This window comes from Spongiibacter sp. UBA1325, from assembly GCF_002306875.1.
Taxonomy (GTDB): Bacteria; Pseudomonadota; Gammaproteobacteria; order Pseudomonadales; family Spongiibacteraceae; genus Spongiibacter; species Spongiibacter marinus.
This window is the reverse complement of record NZ_DBTD01000009.1, coordinates 459,075-484,794: the sequence shown is the minus strand read 5'-3', so window position 1 is coordinate 484,794 and position 25,720 is coordinate 459,075. Positions and strand designations below refer to the sequence as shown.

Below are 25,720 nucleotides of genomic sequence, written 5' to 3'. Positions count from 1 at the left end.
TCACCTTATGTCGACACAACAGCGTTTAATACTGACCGTTCCGCCCAGTCTGGAAGATGAGCTGGTGGACTACCTGCTGAGCCTGGAGAGTGTCAGCGGCTTTACCTCCTACCCGGTGCGCGGGCACGGCGAAAACCGCCAGCTATCGATAGCCGAGCAGGTGACCGGGCGGCAAAAACGGGTGCAGTTCGAACTGATTCTGAACGCCGGGCAAGTCAGCACCGTGCTCGACGGCCTGCGCGAGAACGTCGGCAGCGATATCTTTTACTGGTATCAGGATGTGAGTGGCAGCGGCCGCCTGTAGGCGGTCACTCAGCGTTGAATCCAGTGCAGCACGTCCTGGGCGGCAAGAAAGCTTTCCGCCTCGCGACCGCTGAGCATGGCCAGCGTGGCCAGCAGACCGGCTTCCACGCAACTGCCCGCGGCCACAGTGACCGAACGCGGGGCGTCCATCACCGGCCAGCCGGTGCGGGGATTGAGTACATGGGGGTAGCGCTTGCCATTGTTCAACAGAAAGCGGCGGGCATCGCCACTGGTGGCCAGCCCGCCGCGCTGTAACTGGATCATCGCCGATTGCAGGCCGCCGATATTCTCCACCCCCACCAGCCAGTGGGGCTGACCGGCAGGCGACGCGGTGGCAAACAGATCGCCGCCAAAGTTGATCAGAATCGGCGTGTCGGTAAAGGCTCTCACCAGCGAGGCGGCACGGTCTACCGCGTATTCCTTGCCAATCCCGCCAAAGTCGATCTCCATGCCCGGTTGCAGGCACAGTACCGGCGACTGCCAGCGCAGCTTGTCCCAACCGACGATGCTCAGCAGCTCGTCGATCTGCGACTGGCCGGGCAGACGATCGCTGCCGTCAAATTTCCACGCCCGGCGCAGCACACCGGAACTCAGGTCAAACGCACCGTCGCTGAGCTGGTAAGCCTGCTCGGCAAAGTCCAACAACTGGGCAGTTTCAGCATCGACCTCCACCGGCTCGCCATTGGCATTATTAATGCGGTACACAATATTGTCATCGCGATAGCGGGAGAAGGTGGTCTCAATACGCCAGGCCTCGGCGGCTACCGTATCGGCAATACGCCGGGCCAGCGCCTCGTCCTCACTGTCGATCAGCACCTCACAGGGGCTGGCCATGGCCTGAAACTGCCCGGCCATGCCGGTATCAGTTTTCGTGAGGACAAGTTCCCTTTCCATACTCAGTGCAATGCCATAACCGGTGAATTATCGGGAAAGTATCAGCTACCCTGACCAGCTTGAAAAGCCGTCAGGACTTTTTCCTTGCTGAGCAACTGTGGCAACACCACTTCCGCCTTGCCATCGCCAGGGAAAAACACATACAGCGGTACCCCGGAGCGCTTGTAGCGAGCCAGTAGACGACTGACCTCCGCGTCGCGGTTGGTCCAGTCGGCCTTCATATAACGAATATGCTGTGCCGTCATAGCATTTTTGATGGTATCGGTGCCCAACGCCACTTTCTCGTTGGCCTTGCAGGTAATACACCAGTCGGCCGTCACATTCAGAAACACCGGCCCGCCATCACTGCGCAGAGACGCGAGGCGATCCGGGCTGTAGCGCAGGGCATCGCCGTCGGCAGTCAGGGGGAAGGCACTGCCGTCATCGCGAGCGGTACTGAGTGCCGGCAAGGGCTCGTTCAATGGCGACGTCGTGGTCAGTACAAACACTGCGCCCATACTGGCGGCAAGCGCCAAACCACGCTGCCAGCGAACCGGCCTTCTCCAGAAATACACAGCCACGGCAATAAGCAGGCAGCCGATCAACACCAGCATCGCGGCATTGATACCCGCCTGACGGCCCAGCACCCACAGCAGCCAGATGCCGGTCAGATACATCGGAAAGGCCATCACCTCTTTGAGGGTCACCATCCAATTGCCGGGGCGCGGCAGCAAACGCCCCAGTCCGGGCACAATCGACAGCAGCAGAAAGGGTGTCGCCATCCCCAGCGCCAGCGCCAGAAACACCGTTAGCGCAATAGCCATCGGCTGAGTCAGGGCAAAACCCAGCGAGGCGCCCATAAACGGCGCCGTACAGGGACTGGCCACCACCACCGCCAACACGCCGGTAAAAAACGAGCCTTTTAAGCCGCCTTTTTCCACCAGCCCTTGACCGACACCCGCCAGCCCCGCACCCAGTTCGATAACTCCAGAAAAGCTCAAGCCCATCAAAAAGAACAGGTAGACCAGTGCTGCCACAAACCACGGTGACTGCAACTGATAGCCCCAGCCCAGCTCCTGCCCGGAGGCGCGCAGCGCGACCAACACACCGGCCACCAGCATAAAGCTGCACACCACACCGGCGGTATACACCAGGCCATGCATCCGACGCTCGCCCGCCGTGCTGTCGCTGCTTTCCAGCAGGCTGATCGCTTTTAGCGCGAGTACCGGAAACACACAGGGCATCAGGTTCAGGATCAGGCCGCCGGCAAAAGCCAGCGCCGCCATCGCCAATAACTGTTGCAGAGAAAACACCTCGACAGGCGCACTGGCCCTCTCGCTAGCCGCAGACACCGACTCAGCAATCACGGCATCGGGCTGTGCCGGTGCATCGATCCGTGTCACCGAGCCACTGCCGGGGTCAATCCGGTAGAGGCGGTGATTAGGCGGGTAACACAGACCGGCATCCGCACAGCCTTGCGTGCTCAGCTTGAGCGTAATCGGTCCATCACTGGGAAGCGGCAGGTGTGCAATAGCCTGATGGTAATACACCTCCACATCGCCAAAATATTCATCCTGTTTATGCTTACCCTGCGGCAACTTCAGTGCCAGCTTGTTAGGCTGCCCGCCCGCCACGACCGACGCCTCGAAGCGGTGGCCGTAAAGGTAATAGCCGTCGGCTATGTCCCACTGCATCACCAGCTCATCGCCATCGATACGCGGCGTCATCCGGTAGGCGGTCTCCACCGACAGAAACTGCCCGTCGTTGGATTCCACGGCCGGATCAAGCGCGGAAGCCACCGAAGCAGATAACAGGCTCGACATCAGCACGCCCGATAACATCGCCAGCGAGAGAATCCATTTTTTCATATCAGCCACCCTTCCGGATCAGCAGGGAATAAAAAAGGCGCCGCTTCACAGGAAAGGCGCCCGAAGGGCCGCCAGTGCTGCCTTCCGGCACCACACTGGCGGCGGGGGAGTAAAACCGCTTAGAAGTCGTACACCACACGGAGCATTACCGCATCGACGTCGGGGTACAGTTCCTGCCGAGTCAGCTCGCCAAACGTGCCGTCGGGCTCATTGCCGGTTTGCAGGTAGTACTCCAGGGCGACACTCCAGCTATTGTCAGCCGTTTCCTGTCCCAGTTCGGCACCAAAGGTATAGCCGTTGAATTCGCCAAGCCGGTAGTCCGCTGAGGCTTCCACCTTGTCGTTGCCTGCCACGGGTTGCGTGCCATCCACAAAGAACGGGGTATAGAAATCCGCCGCGCTCTGCTGGTAGACCCGCACGTGGGGTTCAATGTACAGGGTGTCGCCCATTTTCCAGCGATAGCGCAGGTCGATGGTATGCGAGGTAATGCCCCAGTCATCCACCATCAGGCGGTAGGAGGTGTCCAACACATCGCCGCCGATATAGCGTTTGTATTGACCGAAAATACTGTGTTTCAAGCGGCTGTCCGGGCGGTTCTCATACACCACTGTGGGCAGGTTGGGCTCGTTGATATTGGTAAACAGCGGGCGACCGGTAACCGGGTCAACCACGCTGATAATCTTGTAGGGGTCGGTCAGGTAACCGCTGGACTGACTCAGCGAGTAGTTGAGCTGGAACAGGCTGTTCTGGTCGACAACCTGGGTAACACCCACAATTACGTCGAACAGCGACTTGGTGTCGTTGCTGCCGTCGCGGGGCTGTGTCGCATCGGCTTCCTGCATTACACCAAAGGCTATCGGCTTGCCGCCCACTGGGTCGATGCTATCCACTCCTGCCGAGGCACCGGCCATCCAGGTGGTATTGCCGCCGTTGGTATCCCAGGCAAAGGAGGTATTGGCCGACAGCGACTGGTAATCGTATTCCGACGATAGATTGCCACCCAGCACCATGGTGAGGTCTTTCGAGATTGGACGCTCCCAGGCGGCGTTGAGCGCAACTCGGGTATCTTTAAAGGACTCATCCAGTGGAATATCGCCGGCGTTGACGGTGTAGCTGCTATTTCCCGATGGCGTCGTGTAGGTTTGCGGACGATCCGTGGGCACCGCACCACTGCCCGAGGCGCCGGTCAGGGTGTCCAGTGTCAGTTTCAGCGACAGGGTCTCGTCGGTATCCAGTTGTTTGACCGCCTTGATAACCGGCTCGGCCGCCGTCACCCGGTCAGCCTCGTTGTAAAACAGCAGCGCGGCACTCACATCCCAATCACCCACATCGTGGGCGTTCTCGGCAACAGCAACATTAGCGCCAACGAGCGCGCAACTGGCAGCTGCCAGCGACAGGCGAATCGATTTCTTACTGTGGGTTTTCATCGCGTTTCCTGGCTCCCTATCAATTGCAACCGCAGCCACCGCCGCCGAAGCTGCGGCCACCACTGGAGGCTTCTTTACTGAAGTAAATGTGATCGTCCAATGACGAACGCAGCGGTGAGCTGTCCAGCGCCATTTCCGGCTTGGCCAGGTTTTGCCGCTCCCAAGGCTCTACACCCATGTTGCTGCAGGCGCTGAGGGAGAGTCCGGCGAGTAAGATAAACACTAACTTTTTCATGGTGTTCTCGCTTAACGGTGAGGTGTGAAGTCGCTACTGCCGAATGGCATTTTTGATCTGGCTATCCAGCTCGTCAGGGGTGCGTTTGGTAAAACCGATGTGTTTCAGCAGCAGTTGACCGCGGCGGTCAAACAGAAAGGAGTTGGGCATGCCCGCCACCTTGTACTGCTTGGCAAAAATCCCGTCAGGGTCGTAAAACACAGGAAAGGTCGGCTGAAATTCCTCAATGAATTCCTTAGCACTGTCGGCGTCTTCATCCAGATTGATGGTGACCACGGCCAGGTCGTCGCCGTATTCACTGACCAACCGGTTCATAAAGGGAAAGGACGCCCGGCAGGGACCACACCATGAGGCCCAGAAATCCAGGTACACCACTTTGCCCTCGTAATTCGCGAGATCGAAATTGCCGCGGGAGAAATTCGCAGAAGCTTCGCTTGCCAGACTGAAGCTCGCCGTCAGCAGCAGTAGCTGCCCACCAATAATTAATGACAAACTGCGCAACATATTCATACTGTTTCCATACGGTTTCTGTATTTTGGCAAACAGTACAAATACAAACTTAAGGGAACATTAAGAAAGCGCCCGCTTGGATAAAAATATGCTTATCGGCTAAACCTTAACTCTGCTGTAAGGTGCCAGCCGGCAAAGGCGCAGGCAGGTCATTGCGCTGCCCCTGTGTTGCCGCCACAGTTCGACCATGCAACGTTACATCGTCGATCTGGTTGCGGTAACGCGGTGCGGGTAAAGCACCTGGCTCGTCACCTGCAAAGCTGACCATCTGAAAACCGAGTACGTCCGGAGAACCGACGGTAAGTTTATCCTGCCACCAAAATTCGAAGATAGCCTCCTCGGCGCTGAGATGAACAATGCCATAGCCGTGGTCAACCCACTCCTGGTATTGAATGTTTTTGTTGGCCATTACGCTGGCAAGCTCTAGTGCCCGGGCACCCGCAACCTGCACTTCCTCGGTGCTGCCCGGTAGCGCATTGGCCACTAGCTCGTCGGCGCCGCCACGACCCATTGAACTTGGCGCAAACTCCACTCCCACCGAGGCTGCTCGATTATTAAGGGCCGCCAGATTTGCCGTACCGAGACGGCCATAACCCGCAGCAAGATTACTGGGCCTTGATCCCGCGCGCGGGTTGGCCAGCGGCAATGAGGACTGATAGCCGTTAAACAACGCATTGTCAGCCACCAAGTCGCTCGCCCAGTTTCCGTGCATGTCGCCGGACAGAACAATATTGTTGGCGATATTGTTGTCACGCAGATAATCAAACCAGGCTTTGCGCTCCTCGGTAAATGACGACCATCGGGTTTCGATAGGCGACCCAGGAACACTTGCTTCGGCCGTTGCCCCTGGAATATTCCACGGTGCCAGCCAGCTTTGATGGGGAATCACTCGCCAGACCTTGCCAGCGTCAGCCGAGGCCTTCATTTGCTCGGTAATAAAGTTAAATTGCTGGCGGCCGAGCAAGGATTTCCCGCTGCTTAAATGTGCGGAATAGTCATCAGCCAGCTCCTCGGTATTCAGCTGCCGGTACAGTTCGATATCGGTACACAGAATATCGGCGAGCGCGCCGTACTCCAGCTTGCGCCATAACTGTCTCGGTAGTGGCGGCTCGGGATAGCTGCCATCGTCTACGCGCAATGGGTTGCCCGCCACGTCGGCGGGCGGCCGACAGGGCGTCCACAACCAGAATGCATCAATGGTCTGATCCAGGGTGGTGGTCTGACTATCACGATCGATGCTGCTGTCGTCGAGCTCGTTGCCAAAGCCCGGGTCGATATCATGGTTGTCCCAAATAATTGTCCACGGATGCTGCTGGTGAGCGCGAAGTAAGTTTGGCTCAGACCGATACAGCGCATAGCGGCGACGCACCTCGTCAACGTTTAACCAATCTCGGTAGTCCACGTCGGAAATGGCATTGCGCTCGACGCCATCGCGGTCAACCCGCGCCCGCACTTCCTCATCTTGGTCAACAAAATCGTAAATATAGTCCCCGAGGTGAATCACCAAATCCAAGTCGTTGCGGTCGGCAATATGGCCATAACCCGACCAGTAGCTGGACCAGTAGCTCGAACACGACACCACCGCAAAACGCAGCTCATCACTCGTGCTGCCGGCGTCGGGCGCAGTGCGTGTACGGCCCACAATCGACATTCTCTCGAAGGCGCCAAACGCATAGTAATACGTGGTGGCCGGGTTCAGGCCAGCGACATCGACCTTCACCGTCCAATCGCGTGCGGCGGATGTGGTCGTCGCGCCGCGCGCAACCACATTGTTTAACGCTGGATCGGTGGCGACCAGCCAATTCACCTGAGCCTCGTCAAAGCCCTGCGGATCGGCGACCAAGGGGCCCCGCGGGTCAGGGATCGTTACTCGCGTCCAAATGATCACTCGGTCCGATAAGGGATCACCGGAGGCAACGCCGTGAGCGAAGGGCAGCAGGCTATCCACCATTGGATAATCAAAGCCGCTCAGTTGCGTAAAATCCGCCACCTGAGGAGGATTATCATCGTCCGGTGGTGGCGTCTGACCGCCAGCGCGGCCCGATTTGCTGGAGGAATGACAACCGGTCAAAAAAGCCATCGAACTCGCGCTGGCAAGGCCAACCATGCCTTTCAGCAGGGTGCGACGTGAAACAGGGGGCATACCGAGCCTCTCTATGTGACAAATACTGTAAATGTGCAGTATTGCACGGACCTGTTACAAGCGTAAGAAAGCCGCTTAAGCCTTGCTTAGTGCTCGACACCCACGTATTTTGTACCAAACAGTACAGAACTGAGATGCATACCATGGCGCGACCACTCCAATTCGACCGCGACTCCGCTCTGCGCCAAGCCACCGCGCTTTTTTGGACGCAGGGCTATCACGCCACGTCTCTGTCGATGTTGCTGGATTGCATGGGAATTGCGCGCAGTAGCTTCTATGCCAGCTTCGTTGATAAGCGCAGTCTGTTTAAGGAGTGCCTTGAGCTGTTCGGCCAGCGAACAGCGGCAAAGATGCCAGCGCTAACAACAGAAGCCCCGCTATCCGTCATTGGCGATTTTTTTGCGGCAACACTGTTGAATGTCAAAACAGAACAACTGCAAAAAGGCTGCCTGCTGGTCAATTCCATTCTTGAGCTGGCGGAAACCGATCCCCAGCTCAGCGAATTGTCGTCGAAACAGCTGAGTATTATTCAAGGTACCTTCGAACAAGCACTGCACGCCGCCGCCGAACAAGGGCACTTTGTTTCAACGCTTTCCGCGGCGGAGGCAGCTGAGCAACTGATGATCATCAACCAGGGCCTGCGTGTACAAAGCCGCAAAGGCACCGACAAAACACAGCTGTGGAGCAGCTTCCAGACCAGTTTACGGCTGCTTGGCCTCGACCCGTCCGCGACTGCCGTTTCACGTTAACCGGATACCCCTAACCATACGGAGCAAAATAATGACCAATAGCTTTCGTGCACAGAAGAAATTTATCGACATCGACGGCCGACAATTAGCGTATGTCGAAAAAGGCAGCGGCGACCCGATTGTGCTGCTTCACGGCAATCCCACATCGTCGTATTTGTGGCGAAACGTTATTCCGGAACTCGAGGGTAAGGGCCGTGTGATCGTGCCTGATCTCATCGGTCAGGGTGATTCTGAGAAGCTCCCACCGGAGCTTGGCCCCGAGCGCTACAGCTTTGCAACCGCGTATCAATTTTTGGATCGCATGCTGAGCGCCTTGGGAGTTGATCGCAATGTCACCCTTGTGTTGCACGATTGGGGCAGCGGCCTTGGCTTCCATTGGGCTTGCGAACACCCCGATGCGATCAGCGGTATCGCTTATATGGAAGCCATTGTTACCACGATTACCTGGGACGACTGGCCTGAGGCTGCAAAAGGAATTTTCCAGGGTTTTCGCAGCGACAGTGGAGAAGAACTCGTTCTGCAACGCAATATGTTTATCGAAGCGGTACTACCAAGCTCCATTATTCGTCAACTCAGTGACGAGGAAATGGCCGAATATCGCCGCCCGTTTTCTACCCCAGACGAACGTCAGCCCACGCTGAATTGGCCGCGACAAATTCCTATAAATGGCGAACCCGCCGACGTTCACACCATTGTGGAGCGCTACTCGCAGTTTATGGCGAAGTCTGATTTTCCCAAGCTATTTATTAATGCCGAGCCGGGGTCAATTCTGGTTGGCCGGCAGCGCGAGCTCTGCCGGTCCTGGCCCAACCAACAAGAGGTTACCGTTAAGGGCCTGCACTTTATTCAGGAAGACTCCCCGCAGGAAATTGGCCAGGCTATCGCCCAGTGGCTACAAATGCGCTAAGCCGTTATTAACGTGTTGAGAGAACAATGAAACCACTTTCTCTAGTACTAATTTTTAAGATCCTCGGCACCGTAATCCTCTGGTGCCTCCCACTGCTGTTATTCCCGGCGACCATGCTGGAAAGCCTCGGCCTCCCGGCGCAGAACAGCTATATGTTCGTTCGCCTACTGGGCTGGGCATATTTAGCCCTGTGTGTGGGTTATGGCTTTGCTCTGCGTGAAGCGCTCCGTGGGCGGCGCCTGATGGGGCCGATCTGGGTGGGCATCGTCAGCAACGGCGGAGCGTGTCTGTACCTACTGTATTTCGGGAGCATTGGCACATGGAGTCAATGGGGCGCCAGCCTACAATTTATCGCCTGGGGCTCAGTTTTTGCGACAGCATTGATTACGCTTGGCCTCTTTTTATTTGGCGTGCGTGGCCAAGAGCCCCTCGCCTAATCACGGTAGTGTGCAGGTATATTTTTATGCAAATTAGAGACGCCAAAGACAGTGACTGGGATCAAATCTGGCCATTTTTCCAAGATATTGCACAAGCGGCAGAAACCTATGCCTACGAACCGGACATCGACAAACACGCAGCACAAAACCTGTGGATGCAATTACCTCGACGCACCTTTGTAGCAGAGGAAGACGGTGTCGTACTCGGCAGTTATTACATAAAAACGAATCAAGCCGGCCCCGGTAATCATGTATGTAACTGCGGTTATATGGTTTCCTCCGCAGCTCGAGGCCGCGGGCTTGCCACCGCGATGTGCGAGCACTCTCAACGTCTTGCACTTGAGTTGGGCTATAAAGCAATGCAGTTCAATTTCGTTGTGTCGAGCAATGAGGGAGCGGTTAGACTCTGGCGCAAACTTGGCTTTGATATCGTTGGTCGCATTCCCAATGCCTTTAATCACCCAAAGCAGGGATACGTTGACGCCTTCGTAATGTACAAGTGGCTGGCAGCAGAAAGTTGACCCTGTGAACGAATCCTTTATAGTCGTCGGACATTCCTCCCAATAAGGAGTCTTCGTCCAGTGAACAATTAATGCCTCCGTCTCTATGACGGCCGTTCTCGTCCCCAGTGCTATGGGGTGGTTCTTGGCGTTTATGGTATTCACAATGACGAAGCTTCTTCTGACACTGGAAAATGTGTCTTATTCACTGCCGAATGGCAGCACTCTCTTCACAAATGTACACGCTCAACTCAGCGACACGTCAGTGGGCTTGGTGGGCCGCAATGGCGTGGGCAAAAGTGTGTTAGCACGCATTCTCGCCAAGCAAGTGGCCCCGACTTCGGGTCATTGCCATCACTACGGGTCGGTGTACTACCTGCCGCAACAACTGCCGCTAACCGCCAAGACAACGCTGGCCGAGCTGGCCGGGGTGGGCCCCGAAATCAGTGCGCTGGGACGTATTGAGCAAGGCAGTGTTGACCCCAATGATTTCAAAATACTGGGGGAGCGCTGGGACATTCGTCAGGAACTACAGCAAATAGTCGCCTCGGCCGGACTCGCCGCCACCCCCGCAGCAACGCTCGCCTGCAAGCTCAGCGGTGGCCAGGCCATGCGCATCGCGCTGGCCGGAGCAATGCACGCAAAGCCCGACTTGCTGATTTTGGACGAGCCCAGTAATCACCTCGATGGCGAGCATCGCCAGGCCCTTATTCAGCAGCTACAAAATTGGAAGAGTGGCCTGCTCGTCATTAGCCATGACCGGCAGCTGCTTAATACGCTTGAACATATCATCGAGCTTTCTCCGTCTGGCCTGAGTCACTACGGCGGCAACTACGCCTTTTATTCACAGCGCAAGGCGGCTGAACAGCGTGTGGCGCTGGAAACCCTTGAACAGAGTAAACGACAACGCAGGCGCGAGGAGCGCGGCATGCAGCAACACCGCGAGCGTATTGCTCGTCGTCAGGCGCGGGGCAAAACGCAGCGCAGGGAAGGCAGCCAATCAAAGCTCATCCTCGACAGCCGGCAGCAGCGCAGCGAAAACGCATCTGGAAAACTGCAACGCCAGCATGACGCCAGACGAAACTCGCTGGTGGAGACCATTCACAGCGCGCAAAAAGCGCTCGATAACGCCGCCGTTATCGCGGTGCACAGCCCCAACCAGGGCCGCCACTCCCGCCGTGTTGCCGAGTTCAACGACATTCAGCTGCCCTTCGTCTCGCACTCTACACCGCTGAACATGACGCTCACCACGCAGCATAAGGTCGGGATTGTCGGCCCAAATGGCAGCGGCAAATCCACTTTGCTGCAGGTGGTTGCCGGGGTACTGAAACCCCGCAGAGGTGACGTTTATACAACGAAGCGATGCGCCTACCTCGACCAACACCTCAGCGCCCTGAATCCGCAGCGCTCGGCGTTAGCACAGTTGCGTGAGATCAGCCCCGGCACCCCCGAAGAACAGCAGCGCATGCGCTTGGCCCAGCTGGGTTTAGGGCCCGATAAATTGCTTGCCCCCTGCCGCGAGCTCAGCGGCGGTGAGCAACTTAAGGCTTATCTGGCCTGCCTGTTATACGCCGACTCACCACCCAACTTGCTATTGCTGGACGAGCCCAGCAACCATCTCGACCTGCCCTCACTGAGCGCTCTGGAATCTATGCTGCGCGACTATTCCGGCTGTTTGGTGGTGGTCTCTCACGACAGCTACTTTTTATCTGAGCTTCAATTAAGCCATCGGCTACGACTCAGCCCGCCGCACTGGCAACTGGAACCCTGGCGAGACTAATTTGTTATTGATAACGATTATCAACTACTCTACCATTCCCGAAATTTCTCGCCCTCTCAAGGATCGACCATGCGCCAGCCACCTTCGTTTTACCGCTGCCTACTTTGCACCAGCCTCACCGTACTGGCATTGCCAGCCCATGCCGATGACAAGGTTGAAGAAGTGGTAGTCACTGCCAGCCGTGTCGAAAAACCACTGAGCACGATCCCCAATACCGTCACCGTTATTGATCAAGCAGCACTTGCTCAGCAGCTGTCTATTCAAAACGACCTGTCCAGTGTGTTGGGAAAACTGATCCCCAGCTTTTCGCCAGCGCGCCAAAAGATGACCAACGCCGGAGAGACCTTGCGAGGCCGCAAGCCGCTGTATTTGATTGACGGCATTCCCCAATCCAACCCCTTGCGCAGCGGTGGCCGCGACGGCCATACCATCTCGCCACTGATGCTCGAACGTGTGGAAGTCTTGCATGGCGCCAACGCCATTCACGGGCTCGGCGCGGCCGGCGGTATCATTAACCTGATCACCAAACGCCCCACGGAAACCCTTGAGCAAAGCCTGCGCGTTGACGTCGGCTTTCAAACCGAGCGCGTCAGCGAAAGCCTGGACCGGGGGGTACACTACAGCGTTTCCAATCGCATCGACCAATTCGACGTGTTGGCCAGCGTGGGCTTTCGCGACAATGGCATCGCATACGACGCCAACGGTGAGGTGATCGGGGTCGACAACACACAGGGCGATACAATGGCCTCTGAGCAATATGATGTCTTCCTGAAAACCGGTTACAACTGGAATGACCAGCGCGTCGAACTGATGGTCAATCGCTTCAATGTCGAAAGCGACCACAAGTGGACCTCGGTTCCCGGCGACGTGGATGCCGATATCCCCACCACCGCCATCCGCGCAGAACTGCCCGCCGAAGGTGCGCGCAACCGCGTTACCACTATCGGCTTAAGCTACGAGAACCCCGAGATACTCGGGCATAGCCTGCGGGTTCAGGCATTCAAGCAAGATTTCGAAGCCACATACGGGGCTCAAATTACCCCAATAGCCACGTTTCAGGACCCAGCGTACGGACCAGACCTGATTGACCAGTCGCAGAATAACTCCGAGAAAATTGGTGCCAAAATTACCCTGGCCAAAGATCAGGTCGGCGGCCTGCCACTGTCCTTGGTTTACGGTATCGACATCCTGCAAGACAAAACCTGGCAAGAGCTGGTGCAAACCGGCCGCGCCTGGGTACCAGAAACCCGCTACAACAACTACGCGCCCTACCTGCAAGCCGAGTTCACCGGCATTGACAATGCCACGCTAACGGCGGGAGTACGCCACGAAGAATCCAAGCTCGATGTGGACGACTTTACCACCCTGTTCCGCTACGGCAGCCAATTCGTGGAGGGCGGCGCGCCCGATTTTTCAGAAACCCTGTACAACATCGGCGGCACGTATCAGTTCACCGAGCGCTGGCGCGCATTTGCCAATTACGCCGAGGCCTTTTCCATGCCCGATGTCGGCCGCGTATTGCGAGGCATCGATCAGCCAGACCAGGACGTTGAGTCCTTTTTGAACCTGCAGCCTATTCTCACTGAAAACAGCGAATTGGGCGTTGAATACGACAACGGCACCGTGAATGCACAGCTGAGCTACTATGTTTCCGACTCGGACTTCGGCCAGCGTTTGCAACGCGGCGCAGACGGGATATACACCGTCAAGCGCGAGAAAACCGAAGTTGATGGCATTGAAATGCGCCTGGCATGGAATGCCACGGAGGCCGACATCTTTGACCTGCGCTACGCACAGGCAGAGGGTCGTTACGACTCTGACCAGGACGGTAAAGTGGACTCAGACCTCGGCGGCACCAACATTTCACCGGACCGCGTGAACCTTAGTTGGCAGCGCCAGTGGACCCCCGCGCTCAGCTCGCGTATTCAGGTGAACCACCTGCGCGAACGCCGCGTGAAAGACAGCAACGATGTTACCGTCAATCAGTTTGACGGCTACACCACCGTCGATGCCAGTGCTGAGATCAATGTCGGGCCCGGCGTGCTGAGCGTGTCAGTCCAGAATCTGACTAACCGCGACTACTACACCTATTATTCGCAGAGCAGCCCCAACGACCTGCGCAACTTCAAAGGCATTGGTCGCAGCTTTGGTATGGCCTACCAGCTGAATTTCTAAGGCGCTTTTCGCAGTGTCTGACACGGCCTCAAACCCACCCCGGCGGCCGCGCAAAGTTCGCGCGCCGGGCCTGTGGCGCTGGCATTTATGGGCCGGCCTTGCCGGGCTTGGCGTATTACTTGTCGCGGCCGTCAGCGGTGCCTTGTTGGTCTATCAGAAGGAGTTAGTCGCGGCGATTGTCACTCCCGATGCAAGCCTGCCTGCCGACTACCGCCATCAACAGTTGGCCGAGGAGCTTTCGGCACTGGCAAGCCAGCGGGGTATCGACCCGGCGCTGAAATTAAAAGCCCCCAGCCAACTGGAGCCCTACTGGACGGTGCGCCACGCAGAGGGTTTAGAACTGCTGGCCCTGGGCAGCCTTCAGCCCTATACCAATAATCTTTGGTTTCTCGACGTCATCTCATTTATTCGCGAGCTGCACGTCGATCTTCTCAGCGGTGAGATCGGCGAAGCGTTGTTATTGGTGGCTGGCGTGCTCGCACTATTTCTCTGTATCAGCGGCGTCATCTTGTGGTGGCCAGGCCGCCGCGGATTTCGCTGGCGCTGGGTGCTCCCCAAAAAATTACGCCCCTCACAATGGCTGCAATACCATCGGCATACCGGCGCCGTGAGCAGCCCCATTCTATTATTGATCCTACTCACCGGCAGCTTGATGCTCTGGCAAAAACTCATTTTCCCCCTGCTGCCACCCAACCCCGTCTTCACGGTGAAAAGCGCTGAGCCCCAACCCCCAACATCGGCAATAAGCAGTGGCTACCTGCTGGCACATAGTGAAATAGACGGCAGCTGGCCCACTTACATCACCATTGGCCGCGAACAAGGGGATGTAATGCTAAAAGTGCGGTTTCGTCTCAATGGCGAATGGCACCTCAATGGCCGCACTACCGTCTGGCTCAATACTCGCAGCGGAGAACTTCGTCGCACCGAGCGCGCCGACAACATGCCAACAACACGTAGGGTGCTGAACCAGCTCTACCCCCTCCACTCCGGCTTCGGCATGAACATCCCCTACCGCCTATTAACCCTTCTCAGCGGTATCGCGCTGGCGTGGTTGTGCGTTACCGGCGGTTTACACTATTACAAGCGCTTGAGTCGACGAAGGACGGTGTGAGAACTATCGTGCACTTGCCTCCGTACGGATAAAATCAGCGCATCTTTCGCCTATCATGATGCATGCTGCATTAGTATTCCCAGATATGATGCTAGGGAATACCGAGGCGTCCGCAATTCGCAGCCCTCTTATTCCCCTAACTCTTAAAAATTGATCAACCACCGCCTCGCTGTCGCTCCCCATACGACAGGTTCCCACAGGATGGTAAACGGTTTGGGCATTCTCCCTAACAAATTCCAATATTTCTTCATCTGTTCGCACGCTGTCGCCCGGCTGAAGTTCACCATTATTAATAGCCGAAAACCCCGGGGCCTGAAAAATATTGCGCTGAATTTTCACTGCTTCCACCATCATCTTTACATCGCGCTCTGTATCAAGGAAATTAAACTTTATTTTTGGCGGTTCTTTCGGGTCTTTCGAACAAGCATGTACTGAGCCGCGGCTTTCCGGCCGCAAGAAGCAAGCGGTGGAAGTAACGCAGGGAAACTCTGGATCAACCGGCCCATCCTCCGTTATTTCACCACCTGCGGGGGCGAAGTGAATTTGTATATCTGGTCGTCCCTCCGCGTATTTCGAGCGTACAAATGCGCCAACTTCCGCAGCCGGCAGAGTCAGTAGTCCTCGCTTGAAAAAAAGGTACTTGAACAGATTCTTTAACAAAGACAATGACTTGCTTTCATCGTTAACGGTCTTAACGTTCTTGACCTTTTGCACTACATTGATAGTCAAGTGCTCTTGCAGATTTCTTCCCACCCCGTTTAGGTGATGTTTAGTTTCAATACCTAGAGTAGACAAGTGCTCGCCGCCGCCGATTCCGGAGAGCTCAAGCAACTGCGGTGAGTGATAACTTCCCAGTGACAGGACAATTTCGTTCTTACAACGAACCTGCCTAAGACGATTAGACTTATCTATATACTCTAGGCCAATGGCCATATCGTGATCGAATATAATTCGGCTGGCATGTGCGCCAGTAATGATATGCAGGTTTTTCCTACTTCTTACAGGGGAAATAAATGCAGATGAAGCACTGTGCCTTTTTCCAGCCTTCTGCGTTACATGGTAGCGCCCAACACCTTCTTGATTGCGACCATTGAAGTCATCGTTTCTAGTGCAACCGGTGTCAGCAACAGCCTTTATATACGCGTCCGAAATTGGGCTTGAGAAGCGTACATCCGAAATATGCAGCGGACCATTAGTCCCGTGAAAATCAGACTCGGCGGATTTTGCTTGGCAATTTTCTGACTTTTTGAAATAGGGCAGTACTTTTTCATAACTCCATTCGGTATTTCCCAGCTGAGCCCAACAATCGTAATCCTGTTTCTGCCCACGGATATACACCATACCATTGGTGGCACTACACCCGCCCATCACTCGTCCTCGAGGGGACTGGATCTCTCTCTGGCTTAGGCCCGACTCTGGTTCAGAATAATAGATCCAGCTCAGTTTTGGATTGTAGGCTACCTGCGTCCAGCCCGCAGGCATATGGATCAAGGGGTTGTTATCCTTATCTCCCGCTTCAAGCAACAGAACATGTTTGCTTGGGTCTTCAGATAATCTACTGGCCACCACACACCCAGAAGAGCCTGCGCCTACTACAATATAATCGTATTCCATGATTTATATTCGTTCTCAATGCATCGCTGAATAGGTCTGAGCATAATTTTCCACGTATTTTTTAAAGCGTTTAAACATCCAACGGTTCGCCATTCTCATTACTGGCCGCACAATTGCCTCAGACCAATGCGCTCCGTCACGTCCCTCCATCGCCATGTACCAAACAACCTTACAAGTTCCGTTTCCCAAGTCCGTCACGCGATAATCTTCGAGAAATTTTTCAGGGTCCTTTTTACTGCAATACAGAAACGTAAAGGCCATTCGTTTGCCACGCTCCCAGGCAACAAACTCTTCGTACCCCGTAATACCCCCTGCCATAAAAACGGTTCGCGTTGTACCCACCCCAAAGGGCTTTGGTGATGTCCACTCTACTTTTTTTATCGGTGGAGCCCATTTCACCCAAGATACAGGGTCTTCAAAGACCTCAAATATCTGTTCGGGGGTCGCTCGTATAACCTCCTCTGCTTTGTAGACATTTCTAGATTCCTCTAGAAACTCTACGCCAACAGGAGTGCAATCAAAGTTTTTACTCATTTTTGGCGATTCCTAGCTTTTATCTACAGCAGCCGACTGAGGCTAGTCTTTGAATTGATAATCATCTTCCAAACGTCCTTTTACTCGGCGTTAAATTCGATATGCATAGTCTTAATACCGTTTACAAAAAAGTCCCTGACATATTCGACCGGAGCGCTGAATTTCGGGTTTCTCAACCTAGGAATGACCTCTTCGAACATGACCTTAAGCTCTAGGCGTGCTAGATGAGCACCGATACAGAAATGCTCGCCATTGCCAAATGCCCGGTGCTGAGCGTGTAGATCAGGCATTTTTTTATAACGCTCAACATCAAATTTTTCTGGATTATCAAAGATATCTGCATCGTGATTGATTGAGTGCCAGTTCAACACAATCTTGTCGTTTTCCTTGAACTGATGGCCATCAATTTCTACATCCTCCGTTACGGTTCTACGCATCTGTACAAAGGCCGGGTTAAAGCGCAGCATTTCTTCGACAGCAAAGGGAATCAGGGTTGGGTCGTCAACGAGCTTCTGGAGCTGATCCGGGTTTTCAATGAGCAAACGCATACCGTGAGCAGTTACTGATCGAGTGCTCTCGTTCCCCGCAGCGATTAGCATGAGGAAAAATAGCTGGAATTCCTCAGCGGTTAGCTTTTCATCATCGACTTCGCCGTCTAGCAACGCACCGACAATATCTGTCAACGGCTCGCTTTTATGCTTTTCGGCTAGGGCGGCAGCAAAGGCATACACCTCCATTGCAGCAGCCTGCGCCGCCATTGCACTGTCGTCACCACTCATGTCTTCGTCTTCTGTGAAGAACATGGTATTGGTCCAGTCAAAAAATTGTTGTTTGTGCTCCATGCCAATCCCGCAAAGCTCCATAATCGCGATAAGGGGGAGTTCCGCCGCAACCTCCGAAACAAATTCACAACGCCCTTTTGGCGCCACCTTATCGACCACTTCCTTAGCGACCTCTCTGAAGCGCGCCTCGTAGGATTCCACAGCTTTTGGCGTAAACGCTTTTCGAGCAATACGGCGGTATTTGATATGGTTAGGCGGGTCCATATTGACAATCATCAACCGCTGCATTGCCATTTCTTCTTCAGGCATTTCTTTTGGCACTGCGGTCATTCGCTCACTCGAAAATATCAGCGGCTCCTTGCAGATTTTGTCGGCAAGTCCGCGTTTCATCACAGCGCGATATGGCGTACCGGTAAGCGGATCTTCTAGATCGGCCAGCTCTCCGCTCGCGGCTCTTACTTCTGCTAACGCAGCATGGTGATTGCCCTCGGCGTAAAAATCAGGGTCCAAAAGGTTGTGATACGGGCATTTCGTCATAGCTATGTCCTTCAGCAGATGGGGCTTTCCACTTTGCAGTCTCTGTATTTATCGTTCTCTGAGAAACCTCACACCAAGCAAGGCTCGCCAACTAGGACAACTGCAAGTAGACTAGTAGTCTACCTAATTATACCCAAAGTAGACCGACAGTCTACTTTTCCTTGCGCACCTCTGAAAACTACTGCAAGGCACTGATTAATAAGAGTTTTAAGGAAACCTACATGACGGCGAGCGTCAGTCGTAAGAAACAGACCCGTTTAAAAATTATTGATGCCTACCTGGAGTTGCTTGGCAGAATGGGCTTCCAAGAGATAACCGTTACAGCCCTTTGCCAGGAAGCAGGCGTTGCGAGAAAGACGCTCTATAGCCACTTTTCCAGCAAAGAAGAGATTCTCGATAGCGTAAGCCAAAGAGTCATGTTTACCGGAGCTATTGCTGCTTTTACCAACACCCTAAGTGAAGTTGCAGGCACTCGGGCACGGATAGACGAAACGTTTACTCAGCTAAGCATGCCTTTCACTGCGTATACCGGCGAGAGAATGGGTGCGTTTATTCAACTGATTCAAAACATGACAATGCGCCTCTCTTCTTACTCGGGCAAGTTCTCTGAATTTCGACAGTCCGCTGTTCACTACTTCAGTGAATGCAAAAAATGTAGTGATACGAGGGATGATTTTGATGAGAGCTTTATTGCCGACCTCACGGTAAATGCAGCGGTCGGGATTATCTTGAGCTGGGTTAGCGACCCAAGCTACCCCGCTTCTCAAAGAATGGAAGAACTGAAAAACCACATTGCCAGCCTCATTTTAGACGGCTGACTTATTGCCTCAGCCGCTGGCGCATTAAGCCTACCGATACTGCGTCAATGCATATCGTCAACACTAATCATAATCTTCAATAAAAAGGTCAACACATGAATAGCAATGAGTGCGTGAAACTAGAAAGACCCGAAAAATATATCAGTGTTATCCGGCTCAATCGGCCAGAAAAGCTTAACGCAATGAACGCGGAGCTAATGAGTGGTATTGCGGATGCCCTGACAAGAGTCGGCCAGGACAACAGCACGCGAGTCGTCATTATGACAGGTGAAGGCAGAGGATTTTGCTCAGGCCTCGACCTCGATAATTCCGGTGTTATCCCAAATATTGATGGCTTAACCGTTCCCAGATTGGCCATGCGTGCCATCGAGCATTTTTCTAAGGTCGTCCCGATGATGCGTAGAATTCCACAACCCATCATTGCAGCGGTAAATGGCGTCGCCTACGGGGGCGGCTTTTGCCTTACTCTTGGCGCAGATGTGCGGATTTGCGCTGACAATACGGTATTTAATAGCACTGGAATAGTGAATGGCTTAACCAGCACTGAGCTAGGCGTAAGTTGGCTTTTACCTCGATTAATAGGTGCTTCCCGATCAAATGAAATTTTACTCACCGGACGCAATGTAGGCGCCCAGGAAGCGGAGAGAATTGGTCTAGTTAGCGAAACTGTGCCTGCCGACCAAGTCCTGGCGCGCGCGCTGGATATCGCTAGCGCTATGTGCAAATGGAGCCCCCACGGCCTAGCGATGACCAAGCAAACCTGCTGGGCGAACCTTGAAGTACCTGGTTTAGAGGCGGCGATGGAGTTAGAGAATCGCAACCAGATTATGCTAGGCATCACCACAAACCTAGAAGAGAAGAAAGCCGCGCGCCGCGACGGCCGCGAAGCCATCTATCAAGACATTCCTTCTGCCTGGCCCCAAGACTGGGGTATAGAAGAGTCTTGATCTGGCAACATTAACTATCCGGCCCATCCAAGCGCAACGACTGCAGGCCCTGCTCAATACTTTCAAGGTGCTCGCGCAAGCCGGCTTTGCTGGCGGAAATACCCACCGCCAAAATATCGAGCACAGTCATATGGGCCAGCCGTGAAGGTAGCGGCGTATAAGCGCCTTTGTCGTTATCGACATCTACGTAGATTGGTAGGTCGCTCAGCTCTGCGATAGGACTGCCAGACGGCGCCAGGGCAATAACCGGCGCGCCGTTGTTCTTGGCCAGTTTGATGGCATCTAGCAAGGCCCGGGTACGGCCGGACTGGGAGATAGCCACCACCACATCGTCGGCGTGCAGGGACATCGCCGACATGGCCTGCACGTGGGGGTCGGCATAGACGCTGGCGCTGATTTGCAGGCGAAAGAAGTTGTGCTGAGCATCGTGGGCAACCGCTGCCGAAGCACCAAAACCGTAAAACTCCACCCGGCGCGCATTGCTGAGCAGCTCCACCGCTTTTTCAATGGCATCCACTTCTATGCTGTCGCGCACCCGCTTAAGCGCTTCCATAGTGGCGTCGAAAACCTTAAAGGTGTACTGCCGAGCACTGTCTTCATCGCCGTAGCTCACCGCCTCATATTCAGGACTGTGCGCCACATGCTGAGCCAGGGCCACTTTGAAATTCTGAAAACCGTCGCAACCGACCGCTCGACAAAAGCGCACCACAGTTGGCTCGCTAACGTGGGCTTCCTGCGCCAGATCAACAATGCGCATATGAATCACTTCGCGGCGATTGGCGAGGATATAGTCGGCCACCTTGCGCTCGCTGCGGCGCATGGCCTCGCGGCTGGTTTCAATGGCGCGGATGATATTTCTGGGTTTCACGACACACTCAAACTGGCAGATATAACGCGATTGTACCCTATGCATACTTTACAGGTAGACACGGGTTGCGCATTCATTTTTATTCACACCTGGAAATAGTTTCTTTTTGACATCGTTTTGGTACATACCTAGTATGGTCATCTCATCAGTCCTCATTTAATAAAAACAAAAGGAATTGACGATGAAAACTTGCCATACGATCTGCGGCATTTGCGAACAGGGCTGTGGGCTAACGGTCACCACTGACAGCAACCGAGTACTGAAAGTCGAGCCAGACAAGAACAATCCCTACAGTTGGCGTGACTACTGCATCAAGGGCGCCAAGTCGCACTTGTCGCTCCGTCATCCCGACCGAATTACCACGCCAATGAAACGCGTAGGCGACCGCTATGTTGCTGCCAGCTACGAAGAGGCAATTACGGATATCGCCGCCCGCTTCAACCGCCTGATCGATCAGCATGGTCCCAATGCCATCGGTAGCTACACCGGCAATCCCAATGGCTTCAACTTCGGTAGCGCACTTTTTCATACCATGTTGCTGGATGCGATCGGCACAGAGAGTCGATTCTGGGTGGGGTCGGTAGATCAGAACGCCCTTCATGTGGTCTCCGACGCCATGTACGGCAATGCTTGGGTGAGTCTTCAAGCAGATATTGATCACTGCGACTATTATCTGCTGATCGGCACCAATCCACAGATCAGCACCATGTGCTGGATCGGCTATTCGCCGGATGGTTGGAAACGCGTACTCGCTCGCAAAGCGGCAGGCGCCGAACTGGTAGTGGTCGATCCACGCCGGACAGAGTGCGCGGCGAAAGCGACTCGCCACATTGCTCCGCTGCCAGAGAGCGACTGGGCGCTGGTGCTCGCCATGATAAAACTGATTCTGGAAAACGGCTGGCACACCCCCCAACGCAACGACATTCTCAAAGGTCTAGATACCATCCAAGCCATCGCGGCAACAGCAGACCTTGATGCGCTCAGTGCCTGCTGCGATGTGCCATTGAATGACATTAAAACACTGGCTAGAGATTTTGCCCGCGCACCCAGCGCTATGGCCATTGCCAGAACAGGAGTCAGCCAAGGGCGTAATGGCGTGCTAGCACTGTGGTTGGTAAAGGTCCTGAACTACATCACCGGGCGCGTCGAAAGCGAAGGAGGACTTTACTATGTTAGCGGTATTTTAGATTTGCTGGATGTCGGCGACACCCTATTTCCCCACTCAGAGGCCGTCAGTCGTGTACGCGGCAACAAAAATGTAGCCGGAGCACATAGCCTCGCGGAGCTTCCCGAGGAAATCACCACGCCGGGCCCTGGGCAGATTCGCGCCATGATTATCAACAGCGGCAATCCGGTAGTCTCCGGCCCAGACGGCAACGCTCTAGATGCAGCCTTGGCGCAGTTGGATTGCCTGGTGGTGATCGACCAATTCCAGCGAGAAAGCCATCGCCACGCCGACTGGCTAATTCCCGGCGACCATTTTCTGGAGCGCACAGAGATCAATCCCTTAATTCAAGCGTTGAGCCCCAGCCCGCGAGCACAACTAAGCCGAGCGGCGGTATCACCACCACAGGGAATGCGATATGAGTGGGAATTTCTACGCGACCTAACCCTGGCAATGGGAAAACCACTGATACCCGGCAAGGCTTGGCTGAATCCACTGATCAAGGCTAGCAAACATCTGGCCAAATGGACCGGCTGGAACCAGCTAACGATTAACCCAATGCTTATGGCAAGGCTGTTAATACATAGCAACTCACAGATTCGCTGGCGCGATATTGTCGATGCTACCCACGGCATAGGCGACCCTACCGAACGTCCGGAATTCGGCCTGCTATTTAGTAAGTTACGTGAACAAAATAGTCACATAGACCTAGCGCCCTCCGCATTTGTGAAGGTGCTACGGCATCGCCTCGCAGAACCAGCAACACACAACCCATTGCGACCATTTCAACTTATCTCCCGACGGCGCATGAAAATGATGAACTCCTGGTCTATCGAAACCAGCATGGAAGGTATGAATTCACGCGAGATGACAGGCAACAACGTCGAGATCAATCGCAAAGAAGGTGAAGCACTGAAATTAATCGATGGCCAAAAAGTGAAGCTGTCTTCGGCCAGCGGCAGTATTGAGGCCGAGATAAGGCTGTCCGACGAAGTGCGCAGCGGTGTCGCCGTCATGGAGCATGGCTGGGGCTATCGGACGTTTAACGCTAGTCGGGGTAGCAGTCGCCACCATGGCGGCGTTAACCGCAACTTACTCGTCTCCAATGACGACGTCGATCCCCTATCGAATGTCCCCCGCCTCAATGGCACGCCTGTATCGGTTGAACCCATACTCCCCAGCGCATAGATGATTGAGAGTCAGGTGCCAGCGTCGGCCATTCCCGATAGAATAGCCGCCCATGGACGTATCTTATATTCTCGATCAACTCAACGACGCGCAACGCGACGCAGTAACCGCTGATAGCCCTGGCACACTGGTGCTGGCGGGGGCCGGTAGTGGCAAAACCCGCGTGCTGGTTCACCGCATAGCCTGGAAGATAAAGGTAGAGGGCCTGTCGCCGTACAGCATTATGGCGGTTACCTTTACCAACAAGGCGGCGCGGGAGATGCGCGGCCGTATTGAGGAGTTGCTGGGCAGCAGCCTGCAAGGTGGTATGTGGGTGGGCACGTTTCACGGCCTTGCCCACCGCCTATTGAAGGCCCACGCCCGCGAAGCCGGTCTGCCGGAGAATTTTCAGATTCTCGACAGCGACGACCAACTTAGGCTGATGAAGCGCATCCACCGCGAACTGCAACTGGATGATTCGCGCTGGCCACCGCGCCAGTCCTGTTACTTTATCAACGGCCACAAAGACGAGGGCCGACGCAGCGCCCACATTGATGACCCCGGTGGCGACCTGTACCTGCAAACCATGTTGAAGGTTTATCGGCGCTACGAGGAGATCTGCCAGCAGCAGGGGGTTATCGACTTTGCCGAGTTGCTGCTCCGCGCTCTGGAGTTATGGCGCGACAACCCGGCGGTACTCGCCCACTATCAACAGCGCTTTAAGCATGTGCTGGTCGACGAGTTCCAGGACACCAACGCCGTGCAATACGCCTGGCTGCAGATTCTTGCCGGCAATGGCATGCCCATTACCGCCGTGGGCGATGACGACCAGTCCATTTACGGCTGGCGCGGCGCGCGCATTGAGAACATTCAGCAGTTCTCGAAGGACTTTGCCGATACCCGCATTATTCGCCTGGAGCAGAACTACCGCTCCACCGGCACCATTCTCAGTGCCGCCAATGCGGTGATCAAAAACAACAGTCAGCGGCTGGGTAAAGAGCTTTGGACCAGCGGCGAAGACGGCGAGCCCATCACCCTGTTTGCCGCGTTCAATGAGCAGGACGAAGCGCGCTTTGTGACCGACCGTATCGACGAGTTGCTCCGCCAGGACTATCGCCGCGCCGACATCGGTATTTTATACCGCAGCAATGCCCAGTCGCGGGTATTGGAAGAGGCGCTGATTCGCAGCGGCCAACCCTATCGCATCTACGGCGGCCAGCGCTTCTATGACCGCCTGGAAATTAAAAACGCCCTCGCCTATTTGCGCTTGATCGCCCTGCGCGACGACGACACCGCCATGGAAAGGGTGATCAACACGCCCACGCGCGGCATCGGCAATCGCACGGTGGAAATGCTGCGTGAATACGCTCGCGACCACCAACTGTCGCTGTGGCAATCGGCCATGGCGATGATTCAAAACGGCGCCCTAACCGCGCGCGCCGGCAACGCCCTGCGCGGCTTCCTGTCACTGGTCGAAGACCTCGCCGAACAGAGCAGTGACCAGTCGCTGGATGAGCAGGTGGATTTAGTCATCGACAAAGCCGGACTGATCGCCTTCCACCAAAAGGAAAAAGGCGAGAAGGGTCAGGCGCGCATAGAAAACCTGCAGGAATTGGTCAGCGCCGCGCGCAGCTTTACCCCGGAAGACCCGGATGCCGATTTGCTGCGCGAATTCCTCGACCAAGCGGCCCTCGATGCCGGTGAACAGCAGGCCGACGAGCACGAGGACAGCATTCAACTGATGACTCTGCACTCCGCCAAAGGTCTGGAGTTCCCCATCGTGTTTATGGTGGGCGTCGAGGAAAACCTGTTCCCCCACAAGATGTCGATGGACGACCCCGCACGCCTTGAAGAAGAACGTCGCCTCGCCTATGTGGGTATTACTCGCGCCGAGCAGCAGTTGTTTCTGAGTTACGCCGAGTCGCGGCGACTGCACGGGCAAGAGAACTTCAACAGCCTGTCGCGCTTCATCCGCGAGATTCCCAATGACCTCATCAACGAAGTGCGTATTAACAATACTGTGACCCGTCCGAGCAGCTTTGCCAGTGGCAATATTGCTGCTCAGGCCGCCGCCGACTGTGGTATCGCCCTGGGCCAGCGCGTGCTGCACAGTATTTTTGGTGCGGGCACCGTGCTCAGCTTCGAGGGGCAGGGCGCCAGCGCTCGGGTACAGGTAAATTTTGAGGACGAAGGCAGCAAATGGCTGGTGTTGCAGTACGCCAATCTGGAGCTGCTGTAATCGCACCGGCTCACAACAATAATAAGGTAAC

Annotated in this window: 22 protein-coding genes; 12 read left to right on the top strand and 10 right to left on the bottom strand. The window is 55.0% G+C overall.

Annotated features, from left to right (window positions below):
* The first annotated feature begins 7 nt into the window (after positions 1-7).
* Entirely contained in the window at positions 8-304 is a 297-nt protein-coding gene (locus B3K78_RS10815; protein ID WP_286695459.1) for a DUF3240 family protein, read from the top strand.
* Between the two features lie 8 nt (positions 305-312).
* Here B3K78_RS10815 and B3K78_RS10810 read toward each other — a convergent pair whose 3' ends face one another.
* From B3K78_RS10810 to B3K78_RS10785, 6 genes are all read right to left on the bottom strand, one after another.
* Entirely contained in the window at positions 313-1,197 is an 885-nt protein-coding gene (locus tag B3K78_RS10810) for an FAD:protein FMN transferase (RefSeq protein WP_286695458.1), read from the bottom strand.
* Positions 1,198-1,238: 41 nt separating this feature from the next.
* Positions 1,239-3,044, bottom strand: a complete 1,806-nt coding sequence (locus B3K78_RS10805) for a protein-disulfide reductase DsbD family protein (RefSeq protein ID WP_286695457.1) — start codon at positions 3,042-3,044, stop codon at positions 1,239-1,241.
* Between the two features lie 119 nt (positions 3,045-3,163).
* Entirely contained in the window at positions 3,164-4,471 is a 1,308-nt protein-coding gene (locus B3K78_RS10800) for a DUF3570 domain-containing protein (protein ID WP_286695456.1), read from the bottom strand.
* A gap of 19 nt (positions 4,472-4,490) precedes the next feature.
* The gene (locus tag B3K78_RS10795; protein ID WP_022959021.1) at positions 4,491-4,706 is read right to left on the bottom strand and encodes a DUF4266 domain-containing protein; all 216 of its coding nucleotides are present in this window, start codon (positions 4,704-4,706) and stop codon (positions 4,491-4,493) included.
* A gap of 33 nt (positions 4,707-4,739) precedes the next feature.
* Positions 4,740-5,216 (bottom strand): TlpA family protein disulfide reductase, encoded by a 477-nt coding sequence (locus tag B3K78_RS10790; RefSeq protein WP_286695455.1) that lies wholly within the window; start codon positions 5,214-5,216, stop codon positions 4,740-4,742.
* Positions 5,217-5,322: 106 nt separating this feature from the next.
* The gene (locus tag B3K78_RS10785) at positions 5,323-7,359 is read right to left on the bottom strand and encodes an alkaline phosphatase D family protein (protein ID WP_286695454.1); all 2,037 of its coding nucleotides are present in this window, start codon (positions 7,357-7,359) and stop codon (positions 5,323-5,325) included.
* 143 nt (positions 7,360-7,502) lie between these two features.
* Between B3K78_RS10785 and B3K78_RS10780 the strand changes: the two genes are divergently transcribed.
* The 7 genes from B3K78_RS10780 to B3K78_RS10750 all read left to right on the top strand — a co-directional run bounded on the left by B3K78_RS10780 (position 7,503) and on the right by B3K78_RS10750 (position 15,018).
* Positions 7,503-8,108, top strand: a complete 606-nt coding sequence (locus B3K78_RS10780) for a TetR/AcrR family transcriptional regulator (RefSeq protein ID WP_286695453.1) — start codon at positions 7,503-7,505, stop codon at positions 8,106-8,108.
* Between the two features lie 31 nt (positions 8,109-8,139).
* The gene (locus B3K78_RS10775) at positions 8,140-9,015 is read left to right on the top strand and encodes a haloalkane dehalogenase (protein WP_286695452.1); all 876 of its coding nucleotides are present in this window, start codon (positions 8,140-8,142) and stop codon (positions 9,013-9,015) included.
* Positions 9,016-9,041: 26 nt separating this feature from the next.
* Positions 9,042-9,452 (top strand): hypothetical protein, encoded by a 411-nt coding sequence (locus B3K78_RS10770; protein WP_286695451.1) that lies wholly within the window; start codon positions 9,042-9,044, stop codon positions 9,450-9,452.
* Positions 9,453-9,478: 26 nt separating this feature from the next.
* The gene (locus B3K78_RS10765; protein ID WP_286695450.1) at positions 9,479-9,973 is read left to right on the top strand and encodes a GNAT family N-acetyltransferase; all 495 of its coding nucleotides are present in this window, start codon (positions 9,479-9,481) and stop codon (positions 9,971-9,973) included.
* Between the two features lie 145 nt (positions 9,974-10,118).
* Complete coding sequence (locus B3K78_RS10760) at positions 10,119-11,732, top strand: ABC-F family ATP-binding cassette domain-containing protein (protein ID WP_286695449.1); 1,614 nt, start codon at positions 10,119-10,121, stop codon at positions 11,730-11,732.
* A gap of 69 nt (positions 11,733-11,801) precedes the next feature.
* Positions 11,802-13,907 carry a TonB-dependent receptor gene (locus tag B3K78_RS10755; protein WP_286695448.1) on the top strand — a complete coding sequence of 702 codons (2,106 nt, stop codon included), beginning with the start codon at positions 11,802-11,804 and terminating at the stop codon, positions 13,905-13,907.
* Positions 13,908-13,920: 13 nt separating this feature from the next.
* On the top strand, positions 13,921-15,018 hold the full coding sequence (locus B3K78_RS10750) for a PepSY-associated TM helix domain-containing protein (protein ID WP_286695447.1): 1,098 nt from the start codon (positions 13,921-13,923) through the stop codon (positions 15,016-15,018).
* A 3-nt stretch (positions 15,019-15,021) separates the two neighbouring features.
* Here B3K78_RS10750 and B3K78_RS10745 read toward each other — a convergent pair whose 3' ends face one another.
* The 3 genes from B3K78_RS10745 to B3K78_RS10735 form a co-directional block, all read right to left on the bottom strand.
* A complete protein-coding gene (locus B3K78_RS10745) occupies positions 15,022-16,632 on the bottom strand; it encodes a GMC family oxidoreductase (protein WP_286695446.1) in 1,611 nt (536 codons plus the stop codon).
* Positions 16,633-16,647: 15 nt separating this feature from the next.
* On the bottom strand, positions 16,648-17,166 hold the full coding sequence (locus tag B3K78_RS10740) for an SRPBCC family protein (RefSeq protein WP_286695445.1): 519 nt from the start codon (positions 17,164-17,166) through the stop codon (positions 16,648-16,650).
* 80 nt (positions 17,167-17,246) lie between these two features.
* Positions 17,247-18,485 carry a cytochrome P450 gene (locus B3K78_RS10735; RefSeq protein ID WP_286695444.1) on the bottom strand — a complete coding sequence of 413 codons (1,239 nt, stop codon included), beginning with the start codon at positions 18,483-18,485 and terminating at the stop codon, positions 17,247-17,249.
* A 221-nt stretch (positions 18,486-18,706) separates the two neighbouring features.
* Here B3K78_RS10735 and B3K78_RS10730 point away from each other — a divergent pair, with 221 nt between their 5' ends.
* Positions 18,707-19,303, top strand: a complete 597-nt coding sequence (locus tag B3K78_RS10730; protein ID WP_286695443.1) for a TetR/AcrR family transcriptional regulator — start codon at positions 18,707-18,709, stop codon at positions 19,301-19,303.
* Positions 19,304-19,416: 113 nt separating this feature from the next.
* Positions 19,417-20,250, top strand: coding sequence for an enoyl-CoA hydratase-related protein (locus B3K78_RS10725; protein WP_286695442.1), 834 nt, complete (start codon positions 19,417-19,419; stop codon positions 20,248-20,250).
* A gap of 10 nt (positions 20,251-20,260) precedes the next feature.
* On the opposite strand, the gene B3K78_RS10720 is transcribed toward B3K78_RS10725, so the two are convergent.
* Complete coding sequence (locus tag B3K78_RS10720) at positions 20,261-21,118, bottom strand: SIS domain-containing protein (RefSeq protein WP_286695441.1); 858 nt, start codon at positions 21,116-21,118, stop codon at positions 20,261-20,263.
* A gap of 181 nt (positions 21,119-21,299) precedes the next feature.
* Here B3K78_RS10720 and B3K78_RS10715 point away from each other — a divergent pair, with 181 nt between their 5' ends.
* The gene (locus B3K78_RS10715; RefSeq protein WP_286695440.1) at positions 21,300-23,471 is read left to right on the top strand and encodes a molybdopterin-containing oxidoreductase family protein; all 2,172 of its coding nucleotides are present in this window, start codon (positions 21,300-21,302) and stop codon (positions 23,469-23,471) included.
* Positions 23,472-23,523: 52 nt separating this feature from the next.
* Positions 23,524-25,689: a DNA helicase II gene (gene uvrD, locus B3K78_RS10710; RefSeq protein ID WP_286695439.1), complete on the top strand. Its 2,166-nt coding sequence runs from the start codon at positions 23,524-23,526 to the stop codon at positions 25,687-25,689.
* The last annotated feature ends 31 nt before the right edge of the window (positions 25,690-25,720 follow it).